Genomic DNA, 21,294 nt, shown 5'->3' with positions numbered 1-21,294 from the left:
GTCAGCTCTCGGAGCCGGTGCTGGGTGGGGTGACGCGGATGGGCATGAGCAGGGCCTTGAAGATGTGGGCCTGGTCGGGGGCGTGCAGGAGGCAGGGTTTGGTGGGGCTGGCGAAGTTGAGCTGCACGTGGGGTGCGTCGACCTGCTGGAGGGCCTGCAGGAAGTAGCCCGGGTTGAAGGCGGGGTCGAGGGTCGGGCCGGTGAGGTCGGCGGGGACCTGGTCGCTGCCGCGGCCCTTGTCGTCGGTCCCGGCGCGCACGGTGATCCGGTCGCCGGTGATGTCCAGAACGATCGGGTCGCTTTTGCCCAGCAGGGGCTGAACGTGCTTGATCGCGTCGGCCAGGGCCTCGGTGGAGACGGTGACGACGGACTCGAAGTCGTCCTCGGTGGGGAACTGGTAGTCGGGCAGCCGGCCGTCGAGGACGCGGCCGGTCGCCCACCTGCCGGGCACGCTGACCGCGAACTGGCCGTCGGTGAAGGTGATCTGGGCCTGGTCCGTGTCGGCAAGGACGCGGGCGGCATCACGCAGGATGTCGGCCGGCACCAACGAGAAGCCCTCGGTGTGGGGCTCCGGGTCGGTCTTGCGCTTGCCCTTACGTGCAGGGGCGGGTGTCCAGGGCACCTCGGCGACGTGGAAGCGGTACCGGTCGGTAGCGGACAGGGTCAGGGTGTCGGTGCCGAGGGCGAACTGGACGCCGGTCAGCATGGGGAGGGTGTCATCGGTGCTGGCGGCGGCAGCGACGTGGGTGGCGGCGTCGGCGAGCACGGTGCCGGTGACGGTGCCGCTCGGGGCGGGGACCGGGGGCAGCGCCGGATATTCGTCCAGCGGCAGGGTGGGCAGGTTGATGTGGGCGGTGCCGCAGGACAGCGTGAGCGTGCTGCCGTCCAGGACCAGCGTGGTCGCCCTGGACTTGGGGAAGCCCTTGACGAGGTCGGTGAAGACGCGGCCTCCGACCAGGACCACGCCGGGCTCCTCGATGTCGCAGTCCTCGCGGGCGCCGGCGGACCGGTAGTAGTCGAAGCCGGACAGGGTCAGGGTGTCGTCGCGGGCTTCGATCAGCAGCCCGGCCAGAACCGGGGCGGGCGGCGTTTGAGGGACAGCGCGCAGCGCCCATTGCGCCGCTTCGGCGAGACGGCCGGTGTCGATGGTGAGCTTCATCAGGGTGGGTTCCTTCGTCGCATGAGTACGGACAGCGGGGAGGCGGAAGGCGCGGACAGAACAGCGCCCCCGGCCGCCGGGGGGCGGCTGGGGGCGCTGTCGGGTGGTCCGGAACGGTTGCCTGAAGTCAGGGGAGTAGGACGACGAGCCGAGGCGTCTCCCCCGACCAAGATCGAACTTGCACAATTGTGCAAGCGGCCCGGAGCGGCCCTATTCAGGGGCCGGCGCGCCTGCCCGCCGCTTGGTGGGGGTTGGTCAGGATGCCTGCGCCATAGTGCGAGTCCTGCGGGACGCCTTCGTGGCCGCGGCGAGCCGGGCGCGGTTGCGGCGCTGACGAGTGGGCGTCATCGGGCGCGGCATGGGTCCGTTCATTTCGTTGTCCAGGCGCACGATGCGTGCCTGTGCGACGGTGAGCGGGGTGGTGCGGGCGGCAGCGGTCCGTTCGCGGCGGGCCTTGATCTGGTCGGCGAGGACGTCGATCCAGTCGGGTCCGAGCCGGTCCGCGATGCGCTTGCGCAACGTGTTGCGCTCTCGTGGGGTGGTGGCTGCCCAGATCCCGACGCGGCTCGCCCGCTGATTGACCAGGGCCCACAGCAGGCAGTCCGTGGCCGCCGGGCAGCCGCTGCAGGCAGCGCGAGCCGCTTCGATCCGCTGCCGGGTCTCCTCGCCGCCGGCGGTCCGGTCGCCGTTGGCGAAGTCGAACTGGTGCGGCTCGGACTGGCAGCGGGTCTGCGCGGCGGGGAAGGGAAAGCGGGGATCGGTGGGGAGGTGATCGTTGCTGACCTTGACGACACCGCTCATGACAGGGCCTCCGTGGAGAACGTTTCGGGGTGGGGGAGTTGGGCCAGGACGCGCGCGTACACGGTCGGTGGGACGCGCCAGGGTCCGAGCTGTCCGGTGCAGGGGACGGGCTCGGGTAGCGGGTGCACGCCATCCAGGACGTGATGGACTGCGGCGGGCTGCGCCCATGGGCTGCACGCACCGTCGCAGCGGTGGGAGCCGGTGATGCGCACGATGCCGACGACGGCCCGGGTAGGAAGGGCTTGGCCGGCGATCGTGTGGGCCGCGAGAGGGTCGCGCAGTGCGGCCTGGTCGATGCGGGCCGCGGCGTGCAAGAGGTACCAGCCGGGCGCCCACGGGCGGGGCCGGTTCTCGATCCGCTTGCCGCCGTGGACGATGCACGCCGCCCACGGCTGACGGATCGTGATCCCGCGAATCCCGTCCCTCTTAGGCAAGGCGGTGCTGCTCATAGGTCACCCGCGGGAAGGTGCGCACCCTCGCGACCGGCGCGGCGGCCGTTCACGGTCTCCGCGTAGGCGTCGGCGTACGTCGCCCGGTACGGGAACACCTGGCGCCCCGTCTTGACCTCGTACATCGCCTTGTCCGCGCCGCGCAGGAGTCCGCTGGCGTCCTCGCCGGGCAGGTCGCCTGCCCGCGCAAAGCCGATGGATACGGTCGGGTGGAGGAGACGGCCGTCATCGAGGGCGAGGGGCTGCTGCAGCTGCTCGCGCAGCGCCGCCAGTTCCTCGAGGGCGGCCTGTGCGGGAAGCCGTACGGCGACACCGAATTCGTCACCGCCAAGACGTGCTGCGCAGGCGCCCGGGCGGCCGGACGTCCAGCGGGCCAGGCGCCGGCCGTACACGCGGATGAGCGCGTCCCCGGCCGCATGCCCATAGGTGTCGTTCACTGCCTTCAGGCCGTCCAGGACCAGGACGTGGACGTCGTCGCCGCGGCCGGTGCACAGCTGGCGGTCGATGTGCTCGACCAGGACGTCCCGGCCGTGCAGGCCGGTGAGGGGGCAGCGGCGGGCGGCCTCGTAGCGTCGGCGCATGCGGACGTCATCAGCTATCGCGGCCAGCGCGAGCGGCACCGCCGCGGCGACGATCAATGTGCGGACAGGCTGCCGTAACAGGGTGGCAGCGGGCATCATGGTCTCCGTTCTCGCCCCTCGAGGCGGGCATCAGAGAGGCGCACCCCGAGCTGTGCAAGCATTGGGGGTGCGCCTCTTGTCGTGATCATTCGTTTCCGACCTGCACGGCAGGTCAGGCATGCTGGACAGGGCTTCCGTCCTGTGACGGGGATGGGGAGCACCCCCGGGGCGGTCACTGCGCCTTAGCCGATGCTGCCGACCGTCCCAGGCGCCAGCCAGCGCGTCTGCGCGCTCTGCGGATACAACTCAGCCCGGCCGGAGCGCACGCCCGGGTCGTGTGAGCGCTGGCGGCGGGTGCGGATCAGCGGCGGCGCCCGGGGCGGGTGGTGAGCCAGGTCGTGACTGCTGCGGCACCGATACCGAGGGCCCGGTGCAGGGCGGCGTCCAGCTCCATCCACGCACTGCCGGGCCCGGTGAGCTCGGAGGTGGCGTTGCCGTCGTCGTCAACGCGGGCGGCCTTGCAGTGCTCGATGTAGCCGGTCTTGCCGGTCTTCCTCGCCAGCCACAGCAGTAAGGCCCCACGGTCGATCGCGGCGTGCGTGGAGGCGTTGATGGCCGCGCCGGCGAGGAACGCGGTCGGGGTGACGCGGTAGCCGAACGCGCGGGTGACGCCTACGGACGCGGCGAGCTGCACGACGGTGTAAGACGCGACGTGACAGGCCACCGCGCGCCTGCCAAGAGTGCTGGTGGTCATCGTCGGGCGGGTGGAGTCTGACGTGGCGGGGGAGCCGTCGGCGTGGACCAGGTCCTCTCCGTAGAGCCGCTTCCGAGACGCTGTCTTGCTGCCCTGGACCCAGTGGTCACAGGCAGGATGCAGCTCACCGAACGTGGCCAACAGGGTGCCGAAGAGGGCGAGACGCTCGGTGGTGAGATGACGGGTCATGCTGAGTTCTCCAAATCTTGAGTGGGTGAGAGAGGTGGCCGTCCCTGGGCTATACGGGGCCTCTCAGGCGGCAAGTCCGTGGCCGTGGGCAGCGGGTGCGAGGTAGGTCGAGGGGTCCGCGGGCGTACCGTCGTGGCATTCCAGGCAGGATCCGAACCGGCGCAGCGGGATGACGTGGTGATACCTGCGGCAGCACCGGGGACACCGCTGCCGGGCCTCCATCGCACGGTCCAGGGCGCGTTCCTGCGCGAGGGTCATCGGCCGCACCGGGAGGGCACGATCGATCCGGTACAGGAACGTCGGCCGCGTGCAGACGCGCTCCGGGTAGTTCCGGCACTTGCGGCAGCGCAGCACGATCGGCGTCTGCCCGGCCGGACGCAGGCCTTTGGCGCGCAGCTGGCGGCGGGTGGCGAGGCCTTCCGGTGCGGTCCCCCAGTCGTACTCCTCTAACAGCGGGTTCCCGTCGAGGATCCGGGAGTCCATCACCGGGTCCAGGCCGGGGTGATGCGGGCGGGGCGGTGAGGGTAGCGGGGGCCGGGACGCTGAGGGCGGGGCCGGCCGATCCGGCGGCGCGGGCGGGGGATGAGCATCAGCAGGTCCTCCAGAACGCGGGGAGCGGGGCAGGCCTGCGCCCCGCCTGCCGGGATGCGGCGGACGGGGCGCAGGACAGCAGCGGGTGCGGGTCAGGTGGAGCGGGGCGTGATGTGCAGCGGGCCGGGGCTGCTGTGGCCCGGGCGCGGGGCTGGCGGGCTCACCGGTTCACCGTGCAGGTGCAGGCCCACCCAGTAGCCGACCAGTAGACCGGTCACGAGGAGCACCTTGTGCCGATTCGCCCGCCACCAGGTCGGCTTCGGGGGCTCGGTCAGAATGCCTATGACGGCAGGGCCCTTGGCCACGCGAGATCTCTCCTTCAGGAAGTTGAGGGGGTTGGTGCTGCGGCCGGGTGGCCTGGCCAGTCCTCGCGGCACCGCTTGGCGGTGCGAGGACCGGGCGGAGCATCCCGGAAAGACTGATGGCTCGCACCCCTGTGGGGTGCGAGCCATCAGCGATGGTGTGTAGCTCGAAGTCAGCCGAGGTCCGGCGGAAGCTTTTCGCCGGTCTCAGCGTCATAGGCGACACCGTTTGGAGACAGGCGAACGTTCCGCGACTGAGCTCGGGTGCCGCTCTTCCAGGTCTTTCCACCCACCGCTATCCGCACGGTCACGTCGGCAAGCGAATCCGTCACCGGCAGGGCGATCTCCGGTGTTTTCGGGTACCAGTTGTCATCGCCGCGGGTACTTTGGGCGCTCTTTCCTGAGGCGTCGATCCGCAAGTACTGCGCGTTACGGTCGAAGTAGGAGCGGAGCTCCACGACCACTCTGTCCCGGTCACTGTTCCAGTGAGCCACGACGTGAGCGTGGACACCATCAATGTCGAGCGCTGCTCCCGACCGTCCCTTGTAGGCGGCGGCCTTCTGTTCACGGTCCTTGGCGTCCTGCTGGTCGTGAGCGTGCTGCCAAACGCCTGCACCCGTGAGCGAGAGAGCGGCAACGGTGGCGACGACTGGCCACACCCGACGGCGCGACGCTGCGGGCTGATCGTCCCCGTGCTTCGTCTCCACTACAGGCTGCGGGGGAACGCTGTGCCAGGCGGGAGCCGGACTGTCGGTGCTCTCGAACCATTGCGCGTCGTCTTTGCCCATGCGGGCGACGGTAGCGCGCAACTCCCTTGCCTGGTCCGGCCTTCCGGACACATCCGCCACCCGGGCCCGGGTCGACATCCACGCCGCAGCCTGGTCGGAATGGATGCCGTACGCGTTGATGTCCTCCCGCTCCCCGATCACTGCCAGTTGCGCGGCCTCGCTGTACCGGCCCTCCGCCGCGGCTTGGATGACGTCACTGTGCCGGGTGTCGATGACGTTGGGCGGCATGTCCCAGCTCCACCCAGCATCGTCGGTCTCGCGCGGCGCTGGCAGAGCGCTCTGGTCCTCATTCAGCCGGGCATACACGCTGTCGTCGACGGACTCGGCCTCAGCCGGCGCCTGGTCGTCGTCGACGGTTGCGTCGGTTTCCACGGCTACGACGTCGACGGCTCCGGCCTGCTGTGCCTTGCGGCGCCGGGAGGATGTATCCGTGAGTGCGGCTTCCTCATCGCTCAGGATGGTCTGGATGATGTCGACGTAGTCCGCGACTTTCCACACCGCTTGTCCGCGCTCGAGCGTCGGAATGCGTGCCACGACCCAGGCGGGCAGCCCCAGCAGGGATCCGACAATCGCGGCCTCTTCGGGGCCGAGGCGGCCAATGTGGGCGATCTCGACCAACCGCGCCAGGTCCTGCGCCCGGCCCTCGCCGAGGTCGGACAGCGTGTGCATCACAACGTCCAGACTCAGCGCAGCCTTGCGGCTGTTCTTGAGCAGCCGCTGGATCAGCTCACTCGTGGCGGGCGACAGCAGGATCTGCCACGCCTCCTCGAGGACCAGATGCCGGTGCACAGCAGTCGACTGCGGCAGCCACACCTGCTCCACCCAGCACGAGATTGCCGCCATCAGAGCCGGGATCGCCGGGCTGTTTCGGTCCAGCTTGGAGACGTCGAAGCTGATGATGGGCAGGTTGGTCTCGGGCAGGCCAGCGTCCTGTCCGTCGAACAGGCCCCTGAGGCTGCCTTCGGTGTAGCGGGACAGAGCCATCGCCGCGTCTTCTCCCCAGTCGGCGAGTTTCGCGGCTGGCCATCGGCCGTCCTCGGGACTGATCAGCGCGTCGACCAGACCGTTCAGCGAGGTCGCCTTGGGATGGTTGAGGGCGTGCTGGAGGGCGTGCTTGGTGTGCTGGCTGAGCGCGCCGGACTCGACGGCGGAGATCAGCATGTGTAGCAGTTCCTGCCGGACCTCGACAGGGAACAGGGGGCTGAGCGGGTTCAAGGTGAAGCTGCCGGCCTCAATGACTCGTCCTCCCAACGAGCGGACCAGCGGCGCCCATTCACCGCCAGTGCTGTGCTCACCGAAAGAGTCGATGACAACGGCCTGGTGGCCGTACGAGAGGACCTCGCGCCGGATACGTGCCTTTGCTGTGGTGCTTTTGCCGGAGCCAAGACCACCGAGCGCGAGTACGTTCGTGGCGGCCAGGAACCTGTCATCGGTCTGGACGGGGGAGAGGTGAAAGGGCCGGCCATCGAGCAGGGAACGCCCGATCGGGATGCCGGGAAAACGGGTGTTGGACGCGACGAGCGGGGCGGTGATGGCTGCGTGGTTGGAGGGCAGGCGGATCATCAGAGGATCGCCCCTTTCGCGGTGGAGGCTCCGTGCGGGCTGGTCATCACGTGCGCGCGGTGCTGCTGGCCGGGCAGCCAGTCGAGCCGGATTCGGTACCGGTCGGCAGTGAGCGAGGTCTGATAGCGGCCGTCGGTGACTGCTTCGGGGCTGTCGCCCCACACCGTGAGGTAGGCATCGACATCGACGAGCGTGGCGCCCTGCACGAGTGCGCCGTGCGCGGTGCCGGACGCGAGATCCTGCGCATCCTGCTTCACCTTGTCAGTGGTGAACGCCTCGCTCGCGGCGCGCTGCCACTTCGCGGAGCGGCGGGACTGGCCGATCGGCAGCGGCCGGTAGAGCACCGCGAGCGAGCGATCAGCGACGTTGCCCAGGAGCAGGTTCGGCATGAGGTCGCCGCCGGTCTCCTCGGGCCAGGCCGTGATCCGGGCGGTCGATGCGTACCGGCCGTCTTCGAAGGCGGCCCACCCTGGTCCGCGCTCAACGACGGTGGGGATCGGTTCAGGGGTGAGCGGGGTGAGCGCTCCGAGGGAGGCGAACTCTGCGGCGAGCGTGTCCAGGACGCGGGCGGGCTCTCCGGCGAGGCCCTTGGGAACGTGGACGGAGACGGTCTGTGCGTGGTCCACGTGTTCGCCGGTGGTGGCGTGGTGGGTGACGTGGACCTGGACTCCCGCGCTGCGGGCCTGCCCGCCGGCGAACACGAGGGCGCGGCCGAACGCCTCATGGAAGCTGGCGCGGCGCTGGTGGTCCTGCATGGTCCCGTGGTCCGGGTACAAGGCCCACGTCGCCATCGCGCCAGGGCGGCTAAACGCGGTCTCGGGCGCGGTGCGTTCACGCAGGTGCCGGTAGCCGACGGAAGCCCAGCGGGCGATTGAGCGTGGGCCGGGGGCCACATTCAGCAGCGCGGCGGTCGCGCCGACCGCGCCGAACGTCCAGGCGGGAGGCGGGGTCAGCATGGCTGACATCAGGACTGCCCCGCCGATCCCGGCGTTGGCTTTCGTCAGCAGGGTCTCGACAGGGCTGAGTCCCCGCTGGAGAGCGGGAACCCGGTAGCCGGGAGTCAGGGAGTACACGTGCTCTCCTTCGAGCTGGGGGGAACCATCCGGGCACCGGGCTGGGCGCTCACCCCTGCGTAGGGGTGAGCGCCCAGCCCGGAAAACGGAAGGGGCCAGGGGTTAGGGGTTGGGGGTCTGACCCGAACCCGGCGGGTTCGGGGTTCGGCGCGGGCCGGGCCGGCGCGCGGCCGGGGCCGTGCGCTGGATGGTCACAGCCGGGCCGGGCGGGCTGGCGGCCGGTTCGGGTGGGTTGTCGGCCGGTGGTGCGGCGGCTTCCCGGATCCGCTTGCGCTCTGCGGTGAGTGCAGTGGTGCGGGCCGCGCGTTCGCGGACCTGGGTGATGGTGGACGCCGTGGTGAGCTGGCTCTCTCGCGTGCGCTGCGGGACGCCGTACGCACCGAGCAGTACGCCGCGGTCCTGATGGATCGCGCGGCCCGGGGTATCGATGGTGCGCAGGTGGGCGGGTGAGTTCTCCCGCTCGTATACGGCCGGTGCCCCGGCCCGCACCACCGCGTGGGCCAGCCGGTTATCGGTGCGGTTCTCCACGAACGAACGGGCTCCGCGGGCGACCCTCGGGCCGAACCAGGGAACGCCGTGGAAAATCATCCGCAGCATCAGCGCGTCGGCGGCGACCAGGAGCACTCCGTCAACTGCGAGCGACCCCTTGGCCATCTGCACGAACGGTGAAAGCAGCAGTAGGGCGAACGGCGCGAACATCAAGCCCAGCAGGCGAGTTGCCCACGCCTTGACTGCCGACGTGTCGCCCCCGCGCGCCAGCGACGCCAGCACGAGAGGCGCCATGCACACGAACGCCAGGATGCCGATTTGGCGGGCCATGAACACCAGCGCTGCGAACGCCAACGCGACGACGAGAGCGGCGATCATCACCAGTTTCCCGACCGGGTTCGCGTCGGCGCCCTTTCCCATGTCCTCGCTGATGGCGCCAAAGAGCGTCGTCTCGTTGCTGGCGAACATCGCTGTGAACGCTTCGCTGATCGCCCTGTTCAGCAGCATCACCGCCCCGGGGACGGACGCCATTGCGGCAACCGCCGCGAGGGCCCATCCGGTCGAGGCGCCCATCTGCCGCATACGCGGCGCACCCTGCCAGGCGGTGAGAGCGCACACGACCACGACGCAGACGAAAATCGCGATGGTGAGGTGCTGACCGAGCCAGAGGAACTGCGCATAGACGGCGTTGTCAGCCTTCTCCGGCGCCCATGCATTTTTGGGCGCGATCAGAGAAGTGATCTTCTTGATCAGGCCATCGGCCAGATCCTTGACGTTGTCGGCGGCTCCGCCGGTGAGTCCGCTTCCGCCGGCGCCGTGGCCGGAGTGACCACCACCCTGGTTGTCACTCCGGCAGAACTCGTATCCCGGCGTTCCTTTCAGGAGGTCGCACGGGTCGTCCTTGTCGGCCATCGCGGTCAGCCCTTGGCCTGGGTGACCGTGGAGAACAGGGTGTCGCCGTAGAGGGCCAGGACGACGGCGACGAACAGGGTGCCGAGCGCGAACGATCCCTTGCGGAGGGCGCCCTTGGGGTCGTTGGCGAGGGTGAAGAGCATCTTGACCGCGATCACCGCGATGATGGCGGCGATGGCCTTGGTGACCAGACCTCCGCCGGTCAGGCCGATGGTGTCGAAGAAGTCCTTGAAGCCGGTGGACATGTCGACGGGCTTGGCGAGGTTGAGGAACTTGGCAGCCATGGTTCAGATCTCCTTGGTGTGGTGAGCGACGGGACGTGCGACGGCGAACAGATCGGTCATCGTGTCCATGGGGTCGATGCGGACTTTCGTGCCGGGCCTCGGGGCGTCGATAATCCAGCCGCCCCCGATGGCAATTCCGACGTGGTGAATGCTGGCGGCGCTTGTGCCGTAGAAAACGAGGTCCCCTGGCCGGACATCGCCGGGCTTTACCGGCTCGGATGCGGCGTACTGCTGGGCTGCCGTGCGAGGCAGGCCGATGCCCGCTTTCGCGTAGGCGTAGAGCGTGAGTCCCGAGCAGTCGAAACCGGTGATGCTCGTGCCGGAATGGCCGTTGGGGGAGCAGCACACGCCGGTGCTCGGTCCGTGTGCGGTGCCGCCTCCCCACGAATACGGCTTGCCGATCATCTGGGCCGCTATCTGGATGGCGGTGGCGGCCTGTGTGGTGGTGGCTTTCTTTCCGCCGCTAGGGGCGGGAGTGTTGGCGAGTGCGGAGATCGAGGAGACGTAGTTCTGTGTCTCCTTGTACCAGGGCTTGATCAAGTTCCGTAGGTGTCTGGTTCGGTTGTGATGCCCAGGATGTGAAGTGCTCGTTCGGGTTCGTTTCGAATCGCTCGGGTGGTTTTGGCGATGTTGTCGGATCCGAGGGTCTTCAGGACACCGATGGCGAGGTTGCGGAGGGTTGCCATGGCGCGGGGTGCGGTGCCGGTGTGGACGGTGGAGGCGTCTTCGGCGAAGGTGACGTCCCTGATGTGGTGTGAGGAGTTCTCGATCCCCCAGTGCCCGCGGATCGCGGTGGCAAGGCCGGCGGGGCCGGTCTGGTGGGCGTCGAGGCTGGTGACGGCGTAGAGGCTCTCCCGGGTCTCGCGCTGGCCGGTTTGCTTGCGGCGGCGGTGGACACGGATGGCCAGGCGGCCGTGGGGGAAGGAGATCCCGCCGAGTTCGTCCGGGACGGCGCAGGTCTTGATCGAGCGGGACTCGCGCCTGCCGTGCCCGGTGGTGGAGGCGGTGTGCTGGACGGGAATATCGCGCCACGGCAGGTCCGCGAGCTGGCTGTGGGCGGTCGGCTGGTTGGTCTTGATCACGGCGATGTAGTGGGCCTTCTTCGTCTCGACCAGCCAGGAGACGTTCGCCTTGACCGAGTGCAGCGCGTCGAAGGTGACGACGGTGCCGGCCAGGTCCAGCGGTGCCAGGAGCGGTTGGAAATGTGTGGTTTCGTTCGTCTTCGCGCCCACTTCCACCTGCGCGAGGGTGACGACCGGGGCGTGGGTGACCGCGGAGAGCAGATGCCGGCGCTTCGCGGTCAGACGGGCTGATCCCTTGAGTGTCTTGCCGTCGACAGCGATCACACACGGCCGCCCGGACGCCGAGGGCGATGGCCTGTGGGCCGGCTCGGTGGCGACGCGGTGCCGGTCGGCGAGGTAGGCGCCCACCGCCCGGTCCAGGGCGTCACCGTCAACGGTCCCCAGCACCCGGCCGATCGTGGCCGGTGACGGAGTGCGTCGCCAGCCGAGCAGGTGACGCCGGATCCCGATCACTACCAGGAGTGCGTTCGAGGCGCGCTGGCCCCACTCGGCGAGTTCCTCGATGCTCCTCGCTCCCGACACGGCCGCACAGGCGCACACCAGCAAGATCGCGGTCAGTGAGTACCAACGGCCCCGCCGCGAGCGCGGATCGGGCACCGCATCGAGGTAGGAACGCAGATCGGCGACCTGACCGGCGTCCAGCGGACCCAGCCTCATCAGCACGGCAGGGACCGGAGAAGATATGGCAGCAGGCACGGGCCACCTCGTGATCATCGGGCGTAGGAACCACAATGATCACGAAACCCGTGCCTGCCCTGCTATCCACCCCAACCGACGACAGCCCGGCCAACCCTCACCACCCCGGAACTTGCAGCCGCCCTGTCCTTGTACGGAGGGACGCCGCCGTACTTTTTGACGGCTCCGGATCCCGCGTTGTAGGCGGCGAGCATGTTGTTCTGCGCATCGCCGGGGACGTCTTTGACGTCCTTGGCGATATCGCACAGGTATTTCGCGGCGGAGGGGATCGCGTCTTCGGGATCCCATACGTCGCGTTTTCCGTCGCCGTTGCCGTCGATTCCGTGGGTTTCCCACGTGGACGGCATGAACTGCGCGACACCCTCCGCTCCGACGGGCGAGTGTGCTTTCGGGTTGAAGCCGGATTCCTGTGTGAGCAGGGCGCCGAGGAGATTGGGTGTGACCTCGGGGCAGGTGTTTCCTGCGTCCTGTACGAGGGAGCGGTATTGGGATGGGATGGACAGGCTGAGGGCTGCTCCCATGACGGGGTCGTCGCCGGCGGCCTGGACGAGCGCGGCCACCACGACGGCCGCGGTTGCCCCGACCCCCACCGTGACCGCTACCGAGGCTCTCAAGGGCGGATCCCCCCTTCTTGCGGTTGTGGGTGTTTTCGCTGGTCAGTGCTCGTGCAGGTGCTTGTGCAGGGCTCGTGCACCGCTCGTGCACTCGCTCGATGTGTGCGAGTGGTGCACGAGCAGGTGGCGAGGTCATGCACGAGCAAGCAGAGCGAGCAGATCTGCCTTGTGACGTCCCCTGCGGCGGGCGCCGGCGGGGCCTGTCTGCACGACGTCCGGTGCCGCTCCGAACCCGCTGACGATCACGTCGCGGACAGCTACGCCCATCGATTGCGACCCGTCAGGAATGTCGTATCCGCACTCGCGGAGAGCTTGTGCGAGTTCTTCCGTCGACAGGAAATCGGCTTGCCCGTAGGCGGCGAGAACCGCTTTTGCGTGCTCGTTCGGCTCCACTGCATCCACGCGGACCTTTACGGCCTGCTGGATCATGTGGTCGGTGATGAACAGGCCTCGCATTTCGCGGACTCCGCGCGGGTCCTTGATGATGAACGTTCCTCGCGCGGACGCGGGCAGGAGTTCAGCGTTCACTCCGTCCGGAACGGTGCCGAGAATCATGCGCGATGCCGCCTGCGACATGACCTTGAACGCGACCTGCACCGTCAGGTTGTTCTTGATGACGGTGGAAATGACGTCGTCACGGGGATGCTGTGTGGCGCACGCGACGAGAATGCGGGCCGACCGGACCTGGGAAGCGGTGATTTTCAGCGCGCTCTCGAATTCCCGTCCCTCGACCGGATCCTCTTTGAACGTGAGGATTTCGTCGATGATGACGAGCATCGGTTCCGGGCGGCCTCCGTCACGCTTCGACCGGCCCCGGCGTTCCGCGACTTCCCGGACATAGTCCAGGGCGCCCATGACACCCTTATGCGTCATGGAATTGTCGTAGTAGTCGCAGGCTTCCCGGAAATCTTCGTAATCGGCGTCGGGCTTTCCGTCGACGATGACCAGGCGGCCCCCGGCCTGAAGAAACAGGTAGGCCAGGAACTTCAGGAACGATGTTTTGCCGCCCTCGGTCTCCCCTGCGACCAGGAAGTGCTTGCCGATAGGGGACGGCATCGTGAGGATGTTTCCCCACAGGTCGTAGCCGAGGGGAATGTCGGCGTCCAGGTCCAGGGCTGTCAGGTCGGGCAGCTCCGGAATGTGCGTGTACGGGGTGCCGATCAGCATCCGTACGTTGCGGATGCTGCCTTCGACCGCTGCGAAATTCACCTGCTCCTGGGTGAGGTCCAGCTCTGAGGCGATGGACTCCCTCAGCCGGGTGACAGACGCGGTCGTGTGCGGTGCAGCGACACGGACCAGGTGCCCCTCACCCGTGGGGTGCGGGACAGACTCCACGCTCTCCACGGGCACTTCGAGGCGCTGAAGGAGCCGGCCCATCGCTGTGGGCATCTCCTGGGCGCCGCCCGGTGCTTCCTGCGCCATGGCGGCCGCGGGCCTCTTCTCGGCTGCTGCGGGCTTCCCGCCTGCCTTCCAGGTCAGCAGGAGGACCCGCACGCGCCAGGCCGCGTAGCCGATGGCGACCAAAAATCCGCCGGTGACCAGAACTGTTGCCGGCCAGGACAGGCCTAGCTTGTCCTTGATCGCGGCGAGCACGCCGAACGCGATCACGAGGGTGCCGATCGCACCCGCGGCCTGCCCCCACGTGTCGTCGCTGGTGCCACTGGCCTGCTGTTTTCCCTTTCCCATCCCGCCCCATTCCATGATCGCGAACATGCGAGATTACTCGCACGCGTATTCGATTTCCTGTGTTTTTCGGCAGTGCTCGCCGGGTCTGCTTGCCGGGTCTGCGAGACCTTGGTGGTCTCGCTCGCCGGTTCACTCACCGGGTCTGCACCGCGTCGACTGCGTGCTGCTGTGGTTCCGGCAGTCGCAGCAAGGGCCAGCCCGCACATCACGGGCTGGCCCTCACTGGTGGTGCCGGACGGCTGGTCAGGCGGCGTCCTCGGGCTCTTCCTCCTTGGCCTCTTCGGTTTCGGTGTCGGCGGGGACATCGGCCGGAGTGTCGGTCTCCTCTGCGGAGAGCAGCGCTCCCCAGGCGTGCCGGATCCGCTTCTCACTGCCCACGAAACCCAATTCGCGGTAGTCGCCGACGGCCTGGCGGTAGGAGGCCGGCGGGTCGTCCCGGTAGCGCAGGTGCCGCAGCACGACGTCCATCTGTCCGTCGGTGAGCGTCTCGCCGGGCTCGGGGGTGGGCACGCCCGTGACGGCCGCGAGCTGCGCAAGGTGCGCGGCCGTGACGGCGTCACGGCCGGTGTCCCGCCCGCCGTGACCCACACCGTGACGGTTTCCGTCCGGATCGCCGTGACCAGCGTGACTGCCGGTCCCGGCTGTGCCGGATCCGTCACGCCCGCCCGGCAGGGCAGGCAGCTGACGGCCGGAGGCGTCACGGCCTGCCGTGACGGGCAGCGCGGGCGCCGTGGGCGTCCACGTGCCGAGTTCCGGCAGCTCGATCGCCGCGACCGTGGCGGGCAGCACCTTGTCCGCGACGGTCTTCGCCGTGGCCTCTGCCTGGCCGTGCAGTTCCTCGGTCATGGTCTGCTGCGTCTTGAGCTGCGACTTGCGGTAGGCCGTCTCCGCCTTCGCCACCCGCTCTTCCAGCGTGGTCGCGAGCTCGAGCAGCTCGATCCGGTGCGCGGCCTCCGCCTCCATCGCCTCCAGGCGGTCGGAGACCTGCTGGCGCTTGGTCGCGATGGCCTGCAGGGTGTCGGCCGACACCTTCCGTCCGAGCGAGGGCAGCGCGATCCACCAGGCGCCCTTGGTCGCGACGATGGCGATCGGCGTGAGGACCATCGCGAGATCGAACGCGCCGGACCTGGACAGGATCAGATCGGCGGTGGGGATGGCGGCGTTGACCACGGTCAGGGCCAGCCCGGCGACCTGCACGCGCCGGGCGCGGCTGCGGTTGTTGCCGGACAGGATTTCCGTTGCCTGGAACACCACCCACAGCGCGTCCAGGGCGCCCACGGTCGGCACCGCCCATCCTCCGAACCGCGGTTCGAGGATCTGGTAGCTGACCGCCACCGACAGGATGGCCACTCCCAGGGTGACGATCCCCAGGATGCTGAGCACCAGCCCACGCGAGGTGGGCCGCCGGCGGTACCACTTTTCCTTCTCTTGCTCCTTGTTCATGGTGTCTCCGTTGTCCGTACGGGATGTGTGGGGAGCAGGGCGGTATCGCCCTGCAGGGGTGCGCGGCGAAGCGGTCATTCCTCGGACGCCGCGGCGTGGGCGTCCATCAGCGCGGCCTCCACGTCGGTGACCTCGCCGCGCTCGATGGCCTCGTAGACGGCCTGGCTGGCCAGGAACATACGGTCCTGAAAGTCGTCAGACACGGGCGTAGTCCTCACGCTGCAGGCGCGGGGGCGGCACGTCGTAGACGGGGGCGGGCCGGTGCGGGGCGATGATCTGCCCGGTGGGGAGCAGCTCGCCGGTGTCGAAGAGCAGGACGCCGTTGCACAGCAGACTCCAGCCGGGGTGGCCGGCCACGGTGCGGGCGGCCTCGCGGTCGCTGCTGTCGGCGGCCGGGCAGGCCGGGGTGTGACGGCACAGGGCCGGGGGCTGGCGGTGGTGCAGGCCGGTGTCGTCCAGCGCGGCCTGTAGCGGGATCGTGCGCATGCAGTCCTCCGGAGGAAAGGGCAGGGTGAGTTGGCTCCGGGACACCGTCCGGCCCGGCCCCTGCACGCTGCGCGCGGGGGCCGGGCCGGCGGGTCGGTGGCCTGGCAGAGGTGGCGGTGCCAGGCCGGGCATCGTCAACGCCGTTGAGCGCGCTGACGGTTGAGGTAGGCGTCCTGGAGACGGGTGAACGCCTCGTACAGGCGCTGTCCGGTGGGGCAGTGGCTGGTGTCGGTGCAGGTGGTGCAGGTGCGGGCGTGCTCCTGGTGCGCGGTGTGCGCGTCCTGGTAGCGGCGGTACAGATCGTCAGGCACGGCGGTCTTTCGTGCGGGGGTGGATGTCGTGGACCAGGTGGCCGGCCTCCCAGGCCCCAACAGCCGTCACCGCGGCGACAGCGAGGAGACGGCGGGCGACCGGGTGAGCTGGGCCGAGAGAGCGGGCGGCCCGCGCGGCGTGGTGCTGTGCCGTCCGGGCCGCCCGTATGAGGTGCGACAACCTCAGGCCTGATTGCGCTGGCAGGCCCCGCAGGTCCAGGCGGTGACCACACCGACCTGAGGGCTGGCGCCGGTGACGCCGAACCAACCGCCACACATGTCGCACTGAAAGTTGCCGCTCATCGTGGGCGCGGCGGTCGCCGGCACGACAGACGAGGGCGGGCAGGTGCTCGGGTCGCAGCTCCAACGCCCGCACAACCCGCAGGCGTCACCCGCCATCCGGGCCCGACTCGCCGTGGCCGACCGGACCAGACGATCACTGGACGTCCACACCGACCCGACCGCGAACGGCTGAGCATCCGCGCGCAACACGTCACGGACGATCACCGCCCACTGCGCACAGCGTCGGTTGAGCAGACCCCGGGCACGCTCGGGGCTGCGGGTGACGGAGAGAACCTCGAACGCGCCATCGCTGTTCTGGTAGATCGCTCCCGGCTCGCGGGGGCCGATCTGCTGCTCGACGACCTGGCGCAGGGCCTCCAGGATCGTCGGGTCAGCCGCGTGGGCGGTGCGCGGGTGCGGTCGGCCACCGGACGGGGTCAGCCGGTCCGGCGTCCGCTCGTGCGGAATCGGACGGCGCGGCAGCTCCGGACGGGAGGCGGCCCCGGCAGGGTTGATCAGTGCTGTCATGCTGGGCATGCAGGTCAGTCCTTTCGCGAAGGGACCTGCGACAAAGAACCCCCAGGGATGGCCCCCTGGGGGTTCGTCGCGTTGCGACCCCGCCACCGATCGGGGCGGGGAGTGCGTCCTGCGCACTGCGCCGCGCACCTCCCGTGTCGTGGAGGTACGCGGCGCGCAGCGCAGGCTGCGTCTTAGTCGTTCTGGCGGGCGTTGCTGGCGTCCAGCTCCGCCATGACCTGCTCGTATTCCTTGTCGTCCATGGCCTCGTAGTCGGCGCACATCTCCTCGAACGTGACGTCGTCCATGTGGTCTCCCTGTGTCTCGGTGTGGGTCAGGCCGACGGAGCCGCGGCCTTGCGGGCGTGGTTCATGCCGAGTTCGGCCTGCCGCCGGTCGTGGGCGTCCGGGTCCTGAGGCAGTAGCGGGACGTCGGGGCCACGGAAGTCGGTGAGCGGTGTGATCTCAGCGGGCAGTGCGTGACGGCGGGTGTCGACGCGGGATACCCGGGAGTCGACCCGGCGCCACTGCTGGGTGCGCGGAATCGACGGCGCGGCAGCTGCTCGCAGCGCGCTCTCGTGCTGCTCGATGGCCAGTCGCACCGAGCCGTCCGTGTGTCCCATCCGGATTTCCAGCTCCCGGCCGTCAGGGCAGCGAGTCTGACCGGTCCGGCACACCTTGCACTTGGCGCGGTGCTCATTCACGGCGGTCCGGGCCATGGCCTGCGCCGCCAGCAGACGGCTGCTCGGTGCGGGCATGGACGCCAGGCGCTGCACCGGCGTCGGCACGACGGCGGACTTCTTGGGCAGCACCTTGGTGGCGCGGCGGGTGGCGGCGGTCGCCTCCGCGATCGCTACCGCCTGAGTGCGTTCGCTGTGCCAGTCCTCGATGGCGATGTCGATGACGACCTTGCGGTTGGTACCGCTGCAGCGGCGCAGCGTCTCGGTGCGGGACTTCGCTCGTTCAGTGTGGTGGGGAACGAGCTTGGGAGTGCCCAGGACGCCGGTGATCGGCGTCCACCGCTTGCAGTCGGGGCACACGAGGTGCTCCCGGCCCGGCGTCAGATCAATCTCGGCGTGCGGAAGGTCAGACGCGACGATCGCCGGCAACGGGCTGACTGCCTTGGTGCGGGGCTTACGGCGGCGCTTACGCGCAGTCGGTTGTTCGGTGGTCGCGAGAGTCGCAGACATGGGGGCTCCTCGTGGTGCAGGCGGGCGGGCTGCGTCGCGGGTGTGCTCTCCGACCACCAGGCGCGACCGAGGCCGGCGCCTGGTTGATCGGACAGCGCATCAGCGCTGCGACGTGCAAAGGAGGCATCCGGCCAGGTGACCGGCCCAGGGGATTTGGTAGTGCATCGACCCTGGCCCTCCCCCTCTTCAGGGGGAAGTGCTTCCTGCGGCTAAGCGGTGGTGCTTACTCGGTGTCCCGGAGGATCGCCGAGGCCTGACATGCATCAGGTTGCATCAGGTACCCTCAGGTGTCAAGCGGTATAGTGAGGCACCCAGAGAGAGTTGAAGGAGGGCGAAGGCACATGCCAGGGCCACCCAGAGCCGACAACCGGCCGCCTTACGCGCGCATCGCGGGCCACTACCGCGACCTGATCAGCTCCGGGGAACTCTCGCCGGGTGACCTCTTGCCCAGCATCAAGGCGCTGTCCACCGAATGGGAGGTCAGCACAGCGACCGCCGACCGAGCGATGCGAGTGCTGCGTGAAGAAAAACTCGTGCAAGGCATCCCGGGTGTCGGCACTGAAGTGGTGGGCCGCCCCATTTCGTTGGCTTCGGGTTCGGAGCGCCACAATCGAAGCGGCAAGACTCAGTCGGCATGGGGGGTCGGCGAGAAATCGTCCGGCCACACGGCCGGCATACTCAGAGCCCCAGAGGATGTTGCCCACGTGCTCGGCATTTCGCCCGGTGACGACGTGATTCGCCGTAGCCGTGTATACCGTGACGCTCATGGGATCGTCTCCCACTCCACATCTTGGATCCCTGCTGAATTCGCGCAGGTGCTCCCCGAGCTGATCCGGAGCGAGCGCCTCAAAGGTGGGCTGTCGCTCGACCTGATCGCTCGGGCTACCGGGCGCCACGCAGTGAAGCGGGCGGACGAAGAAGGGGCCCGCATCGCAACGGCCCGGGACCTCGAGCTTCTTGAGCTGGAGTCCGACACCGTGGCCGCGATCCTCGTATTGACGTCGCAATTCCTGGATGCCGACGGTGAACTGCTGGAGTACGGCGTGGACCTAGGCGCGCCAGGCCGCACCCGTCGGGCCCTCACCGAGGTCACCCAGTGAGCGCGGGCGACACCGTCCTTCTGGACGACGCCCTCGTGCGCTGCCTTGAACGCCGCCTCGGAGAACTCATGCGGGCAGAATGCAATGACACCCTGACTCTGGAAGGACGATTCGAGATCAGCCGCATTTCCGAAGCTCTGGCCGGACGGCCGGGGCCGGCGCCCCGCGGGATCCTCATGACAGGCCTGCAGGGTGCCGGGAAAACGACCCTGGCACGCGCCTTGGAGAAGGCGGGGTTCACGCGTCTTTGTCCTGATGAGGAGATGTTCCGCCGCTACGGGCACTACGGTCGTGACTTTCCTCGCGGCGAGTTCCTCGTCCGGGAGGCGCCCGTTCTCAAGGACATCGCCCTTGAGGTACAACAGCTCCTGGCGGCCGGTCACGAGGTCGTAGTCGACCACGGATTCTGGACTCCAGAAGAACGTGCCCTTTGGGCGGCTACCGTGATGGAGGCTGGCGGTGATCCCGTGCTCATCTACTTGCCCGCACCTCACGAGGTGCGCTGGGAGCGCATCCGTGAACGCAACGCGAAGTCGCTGGTTGACGCGAACAGCATCTCGTTCAGCGAGGAAGATCTGCTTCGACATGCAGGGCGCTTCCATCCTCCAGCCCACGATGAACCGCACATCGTGTACGACGGAAACACGGAGCACGTACTTGCGCAGCTTCACCGAGCCCGTCCCGCAGGTGGCGGTCCACATTGACTTCCACCTTCCCCTCCAGTTGGTTGCTGTGTGGGGGTCATCACATCGGCAATAGGCGTCGGAGAACATCACGGATAGCTCGTCAAGTCCGTGCAGAAGTTCCTCAACGCGTTTTCAACGAGTACGTACACACGGGATTTGGGGCCTCGCACTTAGGGTCCCGAGCATGGTGCTTACGGAGGGTCAAGGGGTGGGACGACGACGCGCGGGGTGGCGTCCGGACAAGCTGCGCGAGCATCGCTCCGCTCACGGCTTGACACTCGAGGAGACTGGGGAGCGGCTACGTCTCATCGCGGAAGAAGCGGGGCTGGAGGTGCCAGCTGCGAATCCTCAGACGCTGAGCATGCACGAGACGGGTGAGAGCTATCCGGGCCCCCCGTACCGGCGGGTCTACTGCCTCCTCTATCGCGCGACGGAGCCCTCATTGGGGTTCCGGCCAGCATTGCCGGGCGAAGAGACCTCGCAGTTCGATGTGACGCCGCTGCCGGAGCAGAGAAACGGCTCCCATGTCATCGCGGTGGAACGAGCGTTGACCCGGATTGCCGATGGCGGGGGCTTCGACAGCTACCAGTGGCAGCAGCGGGTGATGGAGGCGTGGAAACGGCGCCGTACCGGCGGTGACCCGCATAGGCCGTGTGTCGTGCTCGTGGGCGGCTTCGCCGGCAGTGGGAAGACCGAGTTCGCGCGGTTCCTGACGCATCTCACCGGATGGCCGCTCGTAGACAAGGACCCGCTGACCCGCCCGCTGGTGGAGCCCCTCCTGTTGTCACTGGGATCGCAGGCACATGATCGGCACACGGATATCTACCGCCAGAAGGTGCGTCCAGCCGAATATGCAGCTCTGATGCAGGCCCTGTACTCGAATGTGAACTGCGGTATCTCCACTGTCGTGACTGCCCCCTTCATCGCAGAACTGGCCGATGAGGAGTGGATGCAGAGGCTGATCAACAAGTGCTCAGCTCAGGGTGTGGATGTCGCTCCGATCTGGGTGCGGTGCGACGTGGAGTCGATGCACGAGTACATCTCGCATCGCGGAGCTGCTCGGGATGCGTGGAAGCTGGAACGCTGGGAGGAGTACCTGCAGACCATCGACGTGGACTTGCGTCCCGCAGTCCCCCATCTGGTGGTGGATAACAGGCTGGGCACGGCCATCTCGCTCGCCGATCAGGCCCGGCAGGCGATCGGGGCGATGCCGCTGTGAGCGCTCAAGA

Annotated in this window: 23 protein-coding genes and 1 pseudogene; 3 read left to right on the top strand and 21 right to left on the bottom strand. The window is 68.6% G+C overall.

Annotation, left to right across the window (positions count from 1 at the left end; genetic code table 11):
* Position 1 precedes the first annotated feature (1 nt).
* The 21 genes and pseudogenes from dnaN to OHB41_RS50755 all read right to left on the bottom strand — a co-directional run bounded on the left by dnaN (position 2) and on the right by OHB41_RS50755 (position 18,279).
* Entirely contained in the window at positions 2-1,159 is a 1,158-nt protein-coding gene (gene dnaN, locus OHB41_RS50855; RefSeq protein ID WP_266709446.1) for a DNA polymerase III subunit beta, read from the bottom strand.
* A 255-nt stretch (positions 1,160-1,414) separates the two neighbouring features.
* Positions 1,415-1,960: a WhiB family transcriptional regulator gene (locus OHB41_RS50850; protein ID WP_266709444.1), complete on the bottom strand. Its 546-nt coding sequence runs from the start codon at positions 1,958-1,960 to the stop codon at positions 1,415-1,417.
* The gene (locus tag OHB41_RS50845) at positions 1,957-2,409 is read right to left on the bottom strand and encodes an ASCH domain-containing protein (RefSeq protein ID WP_266709442.1); all 453 of its coding nucleotides are present in this window, start codon (positions 2,407-2,409) and stop codon (positions 1,957-1,959) included. The genes OHB41_RS50850 and OHB41_RS50845 overlap by 4 nt, the downstream gene beginning before the upstream one ends.
* Positions 2,406-3,089, bottom strand: a complete 684-nt coding sequence (locus OHB41_RS50840; protein WP_266709440.1) for a GGDEF domain-containing protein — start codon at positions 3,087-3,089, stop codon at positions 2,406-2,408. Before OHB41_RS50840 ends, OHB41_RS50845 begins: the two co-directional genes overlap by 4 nt.
* Positions 3,090-3,390: 301 nt before the next feature.
* Entirely contained in the window at positions 3,391-3,972 is a 582-nt protein-coding gene (locus tag OHB41_RS50835) for a hypothetical protein (protein WP_266709438.1), read from the bottom strand.
* A gap of 63 nt (positions 3,973-4,035) precedes the next feature.
* A complete protein-coding gene (locus OHB41_RS50830) occupies positions 4,036-4,455 on the bottom strand; it encodes an RRQRL motif-containing zinc-binding protein (RefSeq protein ID WP_266709436.1) in 420 nt (139 codons plus the stop codon).
* 200 nt (positions 4,456-4,655) lie between these two features.
* Positions 4,656-4,868 (bottom strand): hypothetical protein, encoded by a 213-nt coding sequence (locus OHB41_RS50825; protein WP_266709434.1) that lies wholly within the window; start codon positions 4,866-4,868, stop codon positions 4,656-4,658.
* A gap of 170 nt (positions 4,869-5,038) precedes the next feature.
* The gene (locus tag OHB41_RS50820; RefSeq protein WP_266709432.1) at positions 5,039-7,216 is read right to left on the bottom strand and encodes a putative type IV secretion/conjugal transfer ATPase; all 2,178 of its coding nucleotides are present in this window, start codon (positions 7,214-7,216) and stop codon (positions 5,039-5,041) included.
* On the bottom strand, positions 7,216-8,289 hold the full coding sequence (locus OHB41_RS50815; protein WP_266709430.1) for a hypothetical protein: 1,074 nt from the start codon (positions 8,287-8,289) through the stop codon (positions 7,216-7,218). The genes OHB41_RS50820 and OHB41_RS50815 overlap by 1 nt, the downstream gene beginning before the upstream one ends.
* A gap of 102 nt (positions 8,290-8,391) precedes the next feature.
* Positions 8,392-9,690, bottom strand: coding sequence for a TrbL/VirB6 family protein (locus OHB41_RS50810; RefSeq protein WP_266709428.1), 1,299 nt, complete (start codon positions 9,688-9,690; stop codon positions 8,392-8,394).
* 5 nt (positions 9,691-9,695) lie between these two features.
* Entirely contained in the window at positions 9,696-9,974 is a 279-nt protein-coding gene (locus tag OHB41_RS50805) for a hypothetical protein (RefSeq protein ID WP_266709426.1), read from the bottom strand.
* A gap of 3 nt (positions 9,975-9,977) precedes the next feature.
* Complete coding sequence (locus OHB41_RS50800) at positions 9,978-10,514, bottom strand: C40 family peptidase (protein WP_266709424.1); 537 nt, start codon at positions 10,512-10,514, stop codon at positions 9,978-9,980.
* Positions 10,511-11,713, bottom strand: a complete 1,203-nt coding sequence (locus tag OHB41_RS50795) for an ISAs1 family transposase (protein ID WP_266705556.1) — start codon at positions 11,711-11,713, stop codon at positions 10,511-10,513. The genes OHB41_RS50800 and OHB41_RS50795 overlap by 4 nt, the downstream gene beginning before the upstream one ends.
* A gap of 164 nt (positions 11,714-11,877) precedes the next feature.
* Positions 11,878-12,366, bottom strand: a pseudogene (locus tag OHB41_RS50790) (lytic transglycosylase domain-containing protein); the annotation flags it as partial.
* 132 nt (positions 12,367-12,498) lie between these two features.
* The gene (locus OHB41_RS50785; protein ID WP_266709422.1) at positions 12,499-14,079 is read right to left on the bottom strand and encodes a hypothetical protein; all 1,581 of its coding nucleotides are present in this window, start codon (positions 14,077-14,079) and stop codon (positions 12,499-12,501) included.
* Between the two features lie 216 nt (positions 14,080-14,295).
* Complete coding sequence (locus tag OHB41_RS50780) at positions 14,296-15,495, bottom strand: hypothetical protein (protein WP_266709420.1); 1,200 nt, start codon at positions 15,493-15,495, stop codon at positions 14,296-14,298.
* Between the two features lie 74 nt (positions 15,496-15,569).
* Positions 15,570-15,698 (bottom strand): hypothetical protein, encoded by a 129-nt coding sequence (locus tag OHB41_RS50775; RefSeq protein WP_266709418.1) that lies wholly within the window; start codon positions 15,696-15,698, stop codon positions 15,570-15,572.
* Positions 15,691-15,915 (bottom strand): DUF5999 family protein, encoded by a 225-nt coding sequence (locus OHB41_RS50770; RefSeq protein ID WP_323138646.1) that lies wholly within the window; start codon positions 15,913-15,915, stop codon positions 15,691-15,693. Before OHB41_RS50770 ends, OHB41_RS50775 begins: the two co-directional genes overlap by 8 nt.
* 200 nt (positions 15,916-16,115) lie before the next feature.
* Entirely contained in the window at positions 16,116-16,292 is a 177-nt protein-coding gene (locus tag OHB41_RS50765; RefSeq protein ID WP_266709414.1) for a hypothetical protein, read from the bottom strand.
* A gap of 183 nt (positions 16,293-16,475) precedes the next feature.
* Positions 16,476-17,111, bottom strand: coding sequence for a hypothetical protein (locus OHB41_RS50760; RefSeq protein ID WP_266709412.1), 636 nt, complete (start codon positions 17,109-17,111; stop codon positions 16,476-16,478).
* Between the two features lie 313 nt (positions 17,112-17,424).
* Positions 17,425-18,279 carry a hypothetical protein gene (locus tag OHB41_RS50755; protein ID WP_266709410.1) on the bottom strand — a complete coding sequence of 285 codons (855 nt, stop codon included), beginning with the start codon at positions 18,277-18,279 and terminating at the stop codon, positions 17,425-17,427.
* 341 nt (positions 18,280-18,620) lie between these two features.
* On the opposite strand from OHB41_RS50755, the gene OHB41_RS50750 reads away from it, so the two are divergent.
* The 3 genes from OHB41_RS50750 to OHB41_RS50740 all read left to right on the top strand — a co-directional run bounded on the left by OHB41_RS50750 (position 18,621) and on the right by OHB41_RS50740 (position 21,284).
* Positions 18,621-19,379: a GntR family transcriptional regulator gene (locus tag OHB41_RS50750; RefSeq protein WP_266709408.1), complete on the top strand. Its 759-nt coding sequence runs from the start codon at positions 18,621-18,623 to the stop codon at positions 19,377-19,379.
* Positions 19,376-20,083 (top strand): P-loop nucleotide/nucleoside kinase family protein, encoded by a 708-nt coding sequence (locus tag OHB41_RS50745; protein WP_266709406.1) that lies wholly within the window; start codon positions 19,376-19,378, stop codon positions 20,081-20,083. The genes OHB41_RS50750 and OHB41_RS50745 overlap by 4 nt, the downstream gene beginning before the upstream one ends.
* A gap of 190 nt (positions 20,084-20,273) precedes the next feature.
* On the top strand, positions 20,274-21,284 hold the full coding sequence (locus OHB41_RS50740; protein WP_526025128.1) for a P-loop nucleotide/nucleoside kinase family protein: 1,011 nt from the start codon (positions 20,274-20,276) through the stop codon (positions 21,282-21,284).
* Positions 21,285-21,294: the final 10 nt, after the last annotated feature.

The organism is Streptomyces sp. NBC_01571, assembly GCF_026339875.1.
Taxonomy (GTDB): domain Bacteria; phylum Actinomycetota; class Actinomycetes; order Streptomycetales; family Streptomycetaceae; genus Streptomyces.
This window is presented reverse-complemented; position numbering and strand designations above follow the sequence as displayed.

Excerpts from the sequence above, each read along its gene's own strand:
- dnaN (WP_266709446.1), bottom strand. The coding sequence starts at position 1,159 with ATGAAGCTCACCATCGACACCGGCCGTCTCGCCGAAGCGGCGCAATGG.
- OHB41_RS50850 (WP_266709444.1), bottom strand. The coding sequence starts at position 1,960 with ATGAGCGGTGTCGTCAAGGTCAGCAACGATCACCTCCCCACCGATCCC.
- OHB41_RS50845 (WP_266709442.1), bottom strand. The coding sequence starts at position 2,409 with ATGAGCAGCACCGCCTTGCCTAAGAGGGACGGGATTCGCGGGATCACG.
- OHB41_RS50840 (WP_266709440.1), bottom strand. The coding sequence starts at position 3,089 with ATGATGCCCGCTGCCACCCTGTTACGGCAGCCTGTCCGCACATTGATC.
- OHB41_RS50835 (WP_266709438.1), bottom strand. The coding sequence starts at position 3,972 with ATGACCCGTCATCTCACCACCGAGCGTCTCGCCCTCTTCGGCACCCTG.
- OHB41_RS50830 (WP_266709436.1), bottom strand. The coding sequence starts at position 4,455 with ATGGACTCCCGGATCCTCGACGGGAACCCGCTGTTAGAGGAGTACGAC.
- OHB41_RS50820 (WP_266709432.1), bottom strand. The coding sequence starts at position 7,216 with ATGATCCGCCTGCCCTCCAACCACGCAGCCATCACCGCCCCGCTCGTC.
- OHB41_RS50810 (WP_266709428.1), bottom strand. The coding sequence starts at position 9,690 with ATGGCCGACAAGGACGACCCGTGCGACCTCCTGAAAGGAACGCCGGGA.
- OHB41_RS50805 (WP_266709426.1), bottom strand. The coding sequence starts at position 9,974 with ATGGCTGCCAAGTTCCTCAACCTCGCCAAGCCCGTCGACATGTCCACC.
- OHB41_RS50795 (WP_266705556.1), bottom strand. The coding sequence starts at position 11,713 with ATGAGGCTGGGTCCGCTGGACGCCGGTCAGGTCGCCGATCTGCGTTCC.
- OHB41_RS50785 (WP_266709422.1), bottom strand. The coding sequence starts at position 14,079 with ATGTTCGCGATCATGGAATGGGGCGGGATGGGAAAGGGAAAACAGCAG.
- OHB41_RS50780 (WP_266709420.1), bottom strand. The coding sequence starts at position 15,495 with ATGAACAAGGAGCAAGAGAAGGAAAAGTGGTACCGCCGGCGGCCCACC.
- OHB41_RS50760 (WP_266709412.1), bottom strand. The coding sequence starts at position 17,111 with ATGCCCAGCATGACAGCACTGATCAACCCTGCCGGGGCCGCCTCCCGT.
- OHB41_RS50755 (WP_266709410.1), bottom strand. The coding sequence starts at position 18,279 with ATGTCTGCGACTCTCGCGACCACCGAACAACCGACTGCGCGTAAGCGC.
- OHB41_RS50750 (WP_266709408.1), top strand. The coding sequence starts at position 18,621 with ATGCCAGGGCCACCCAGAGCCGACAACCGGCCGCCTTACGCGCGCATC.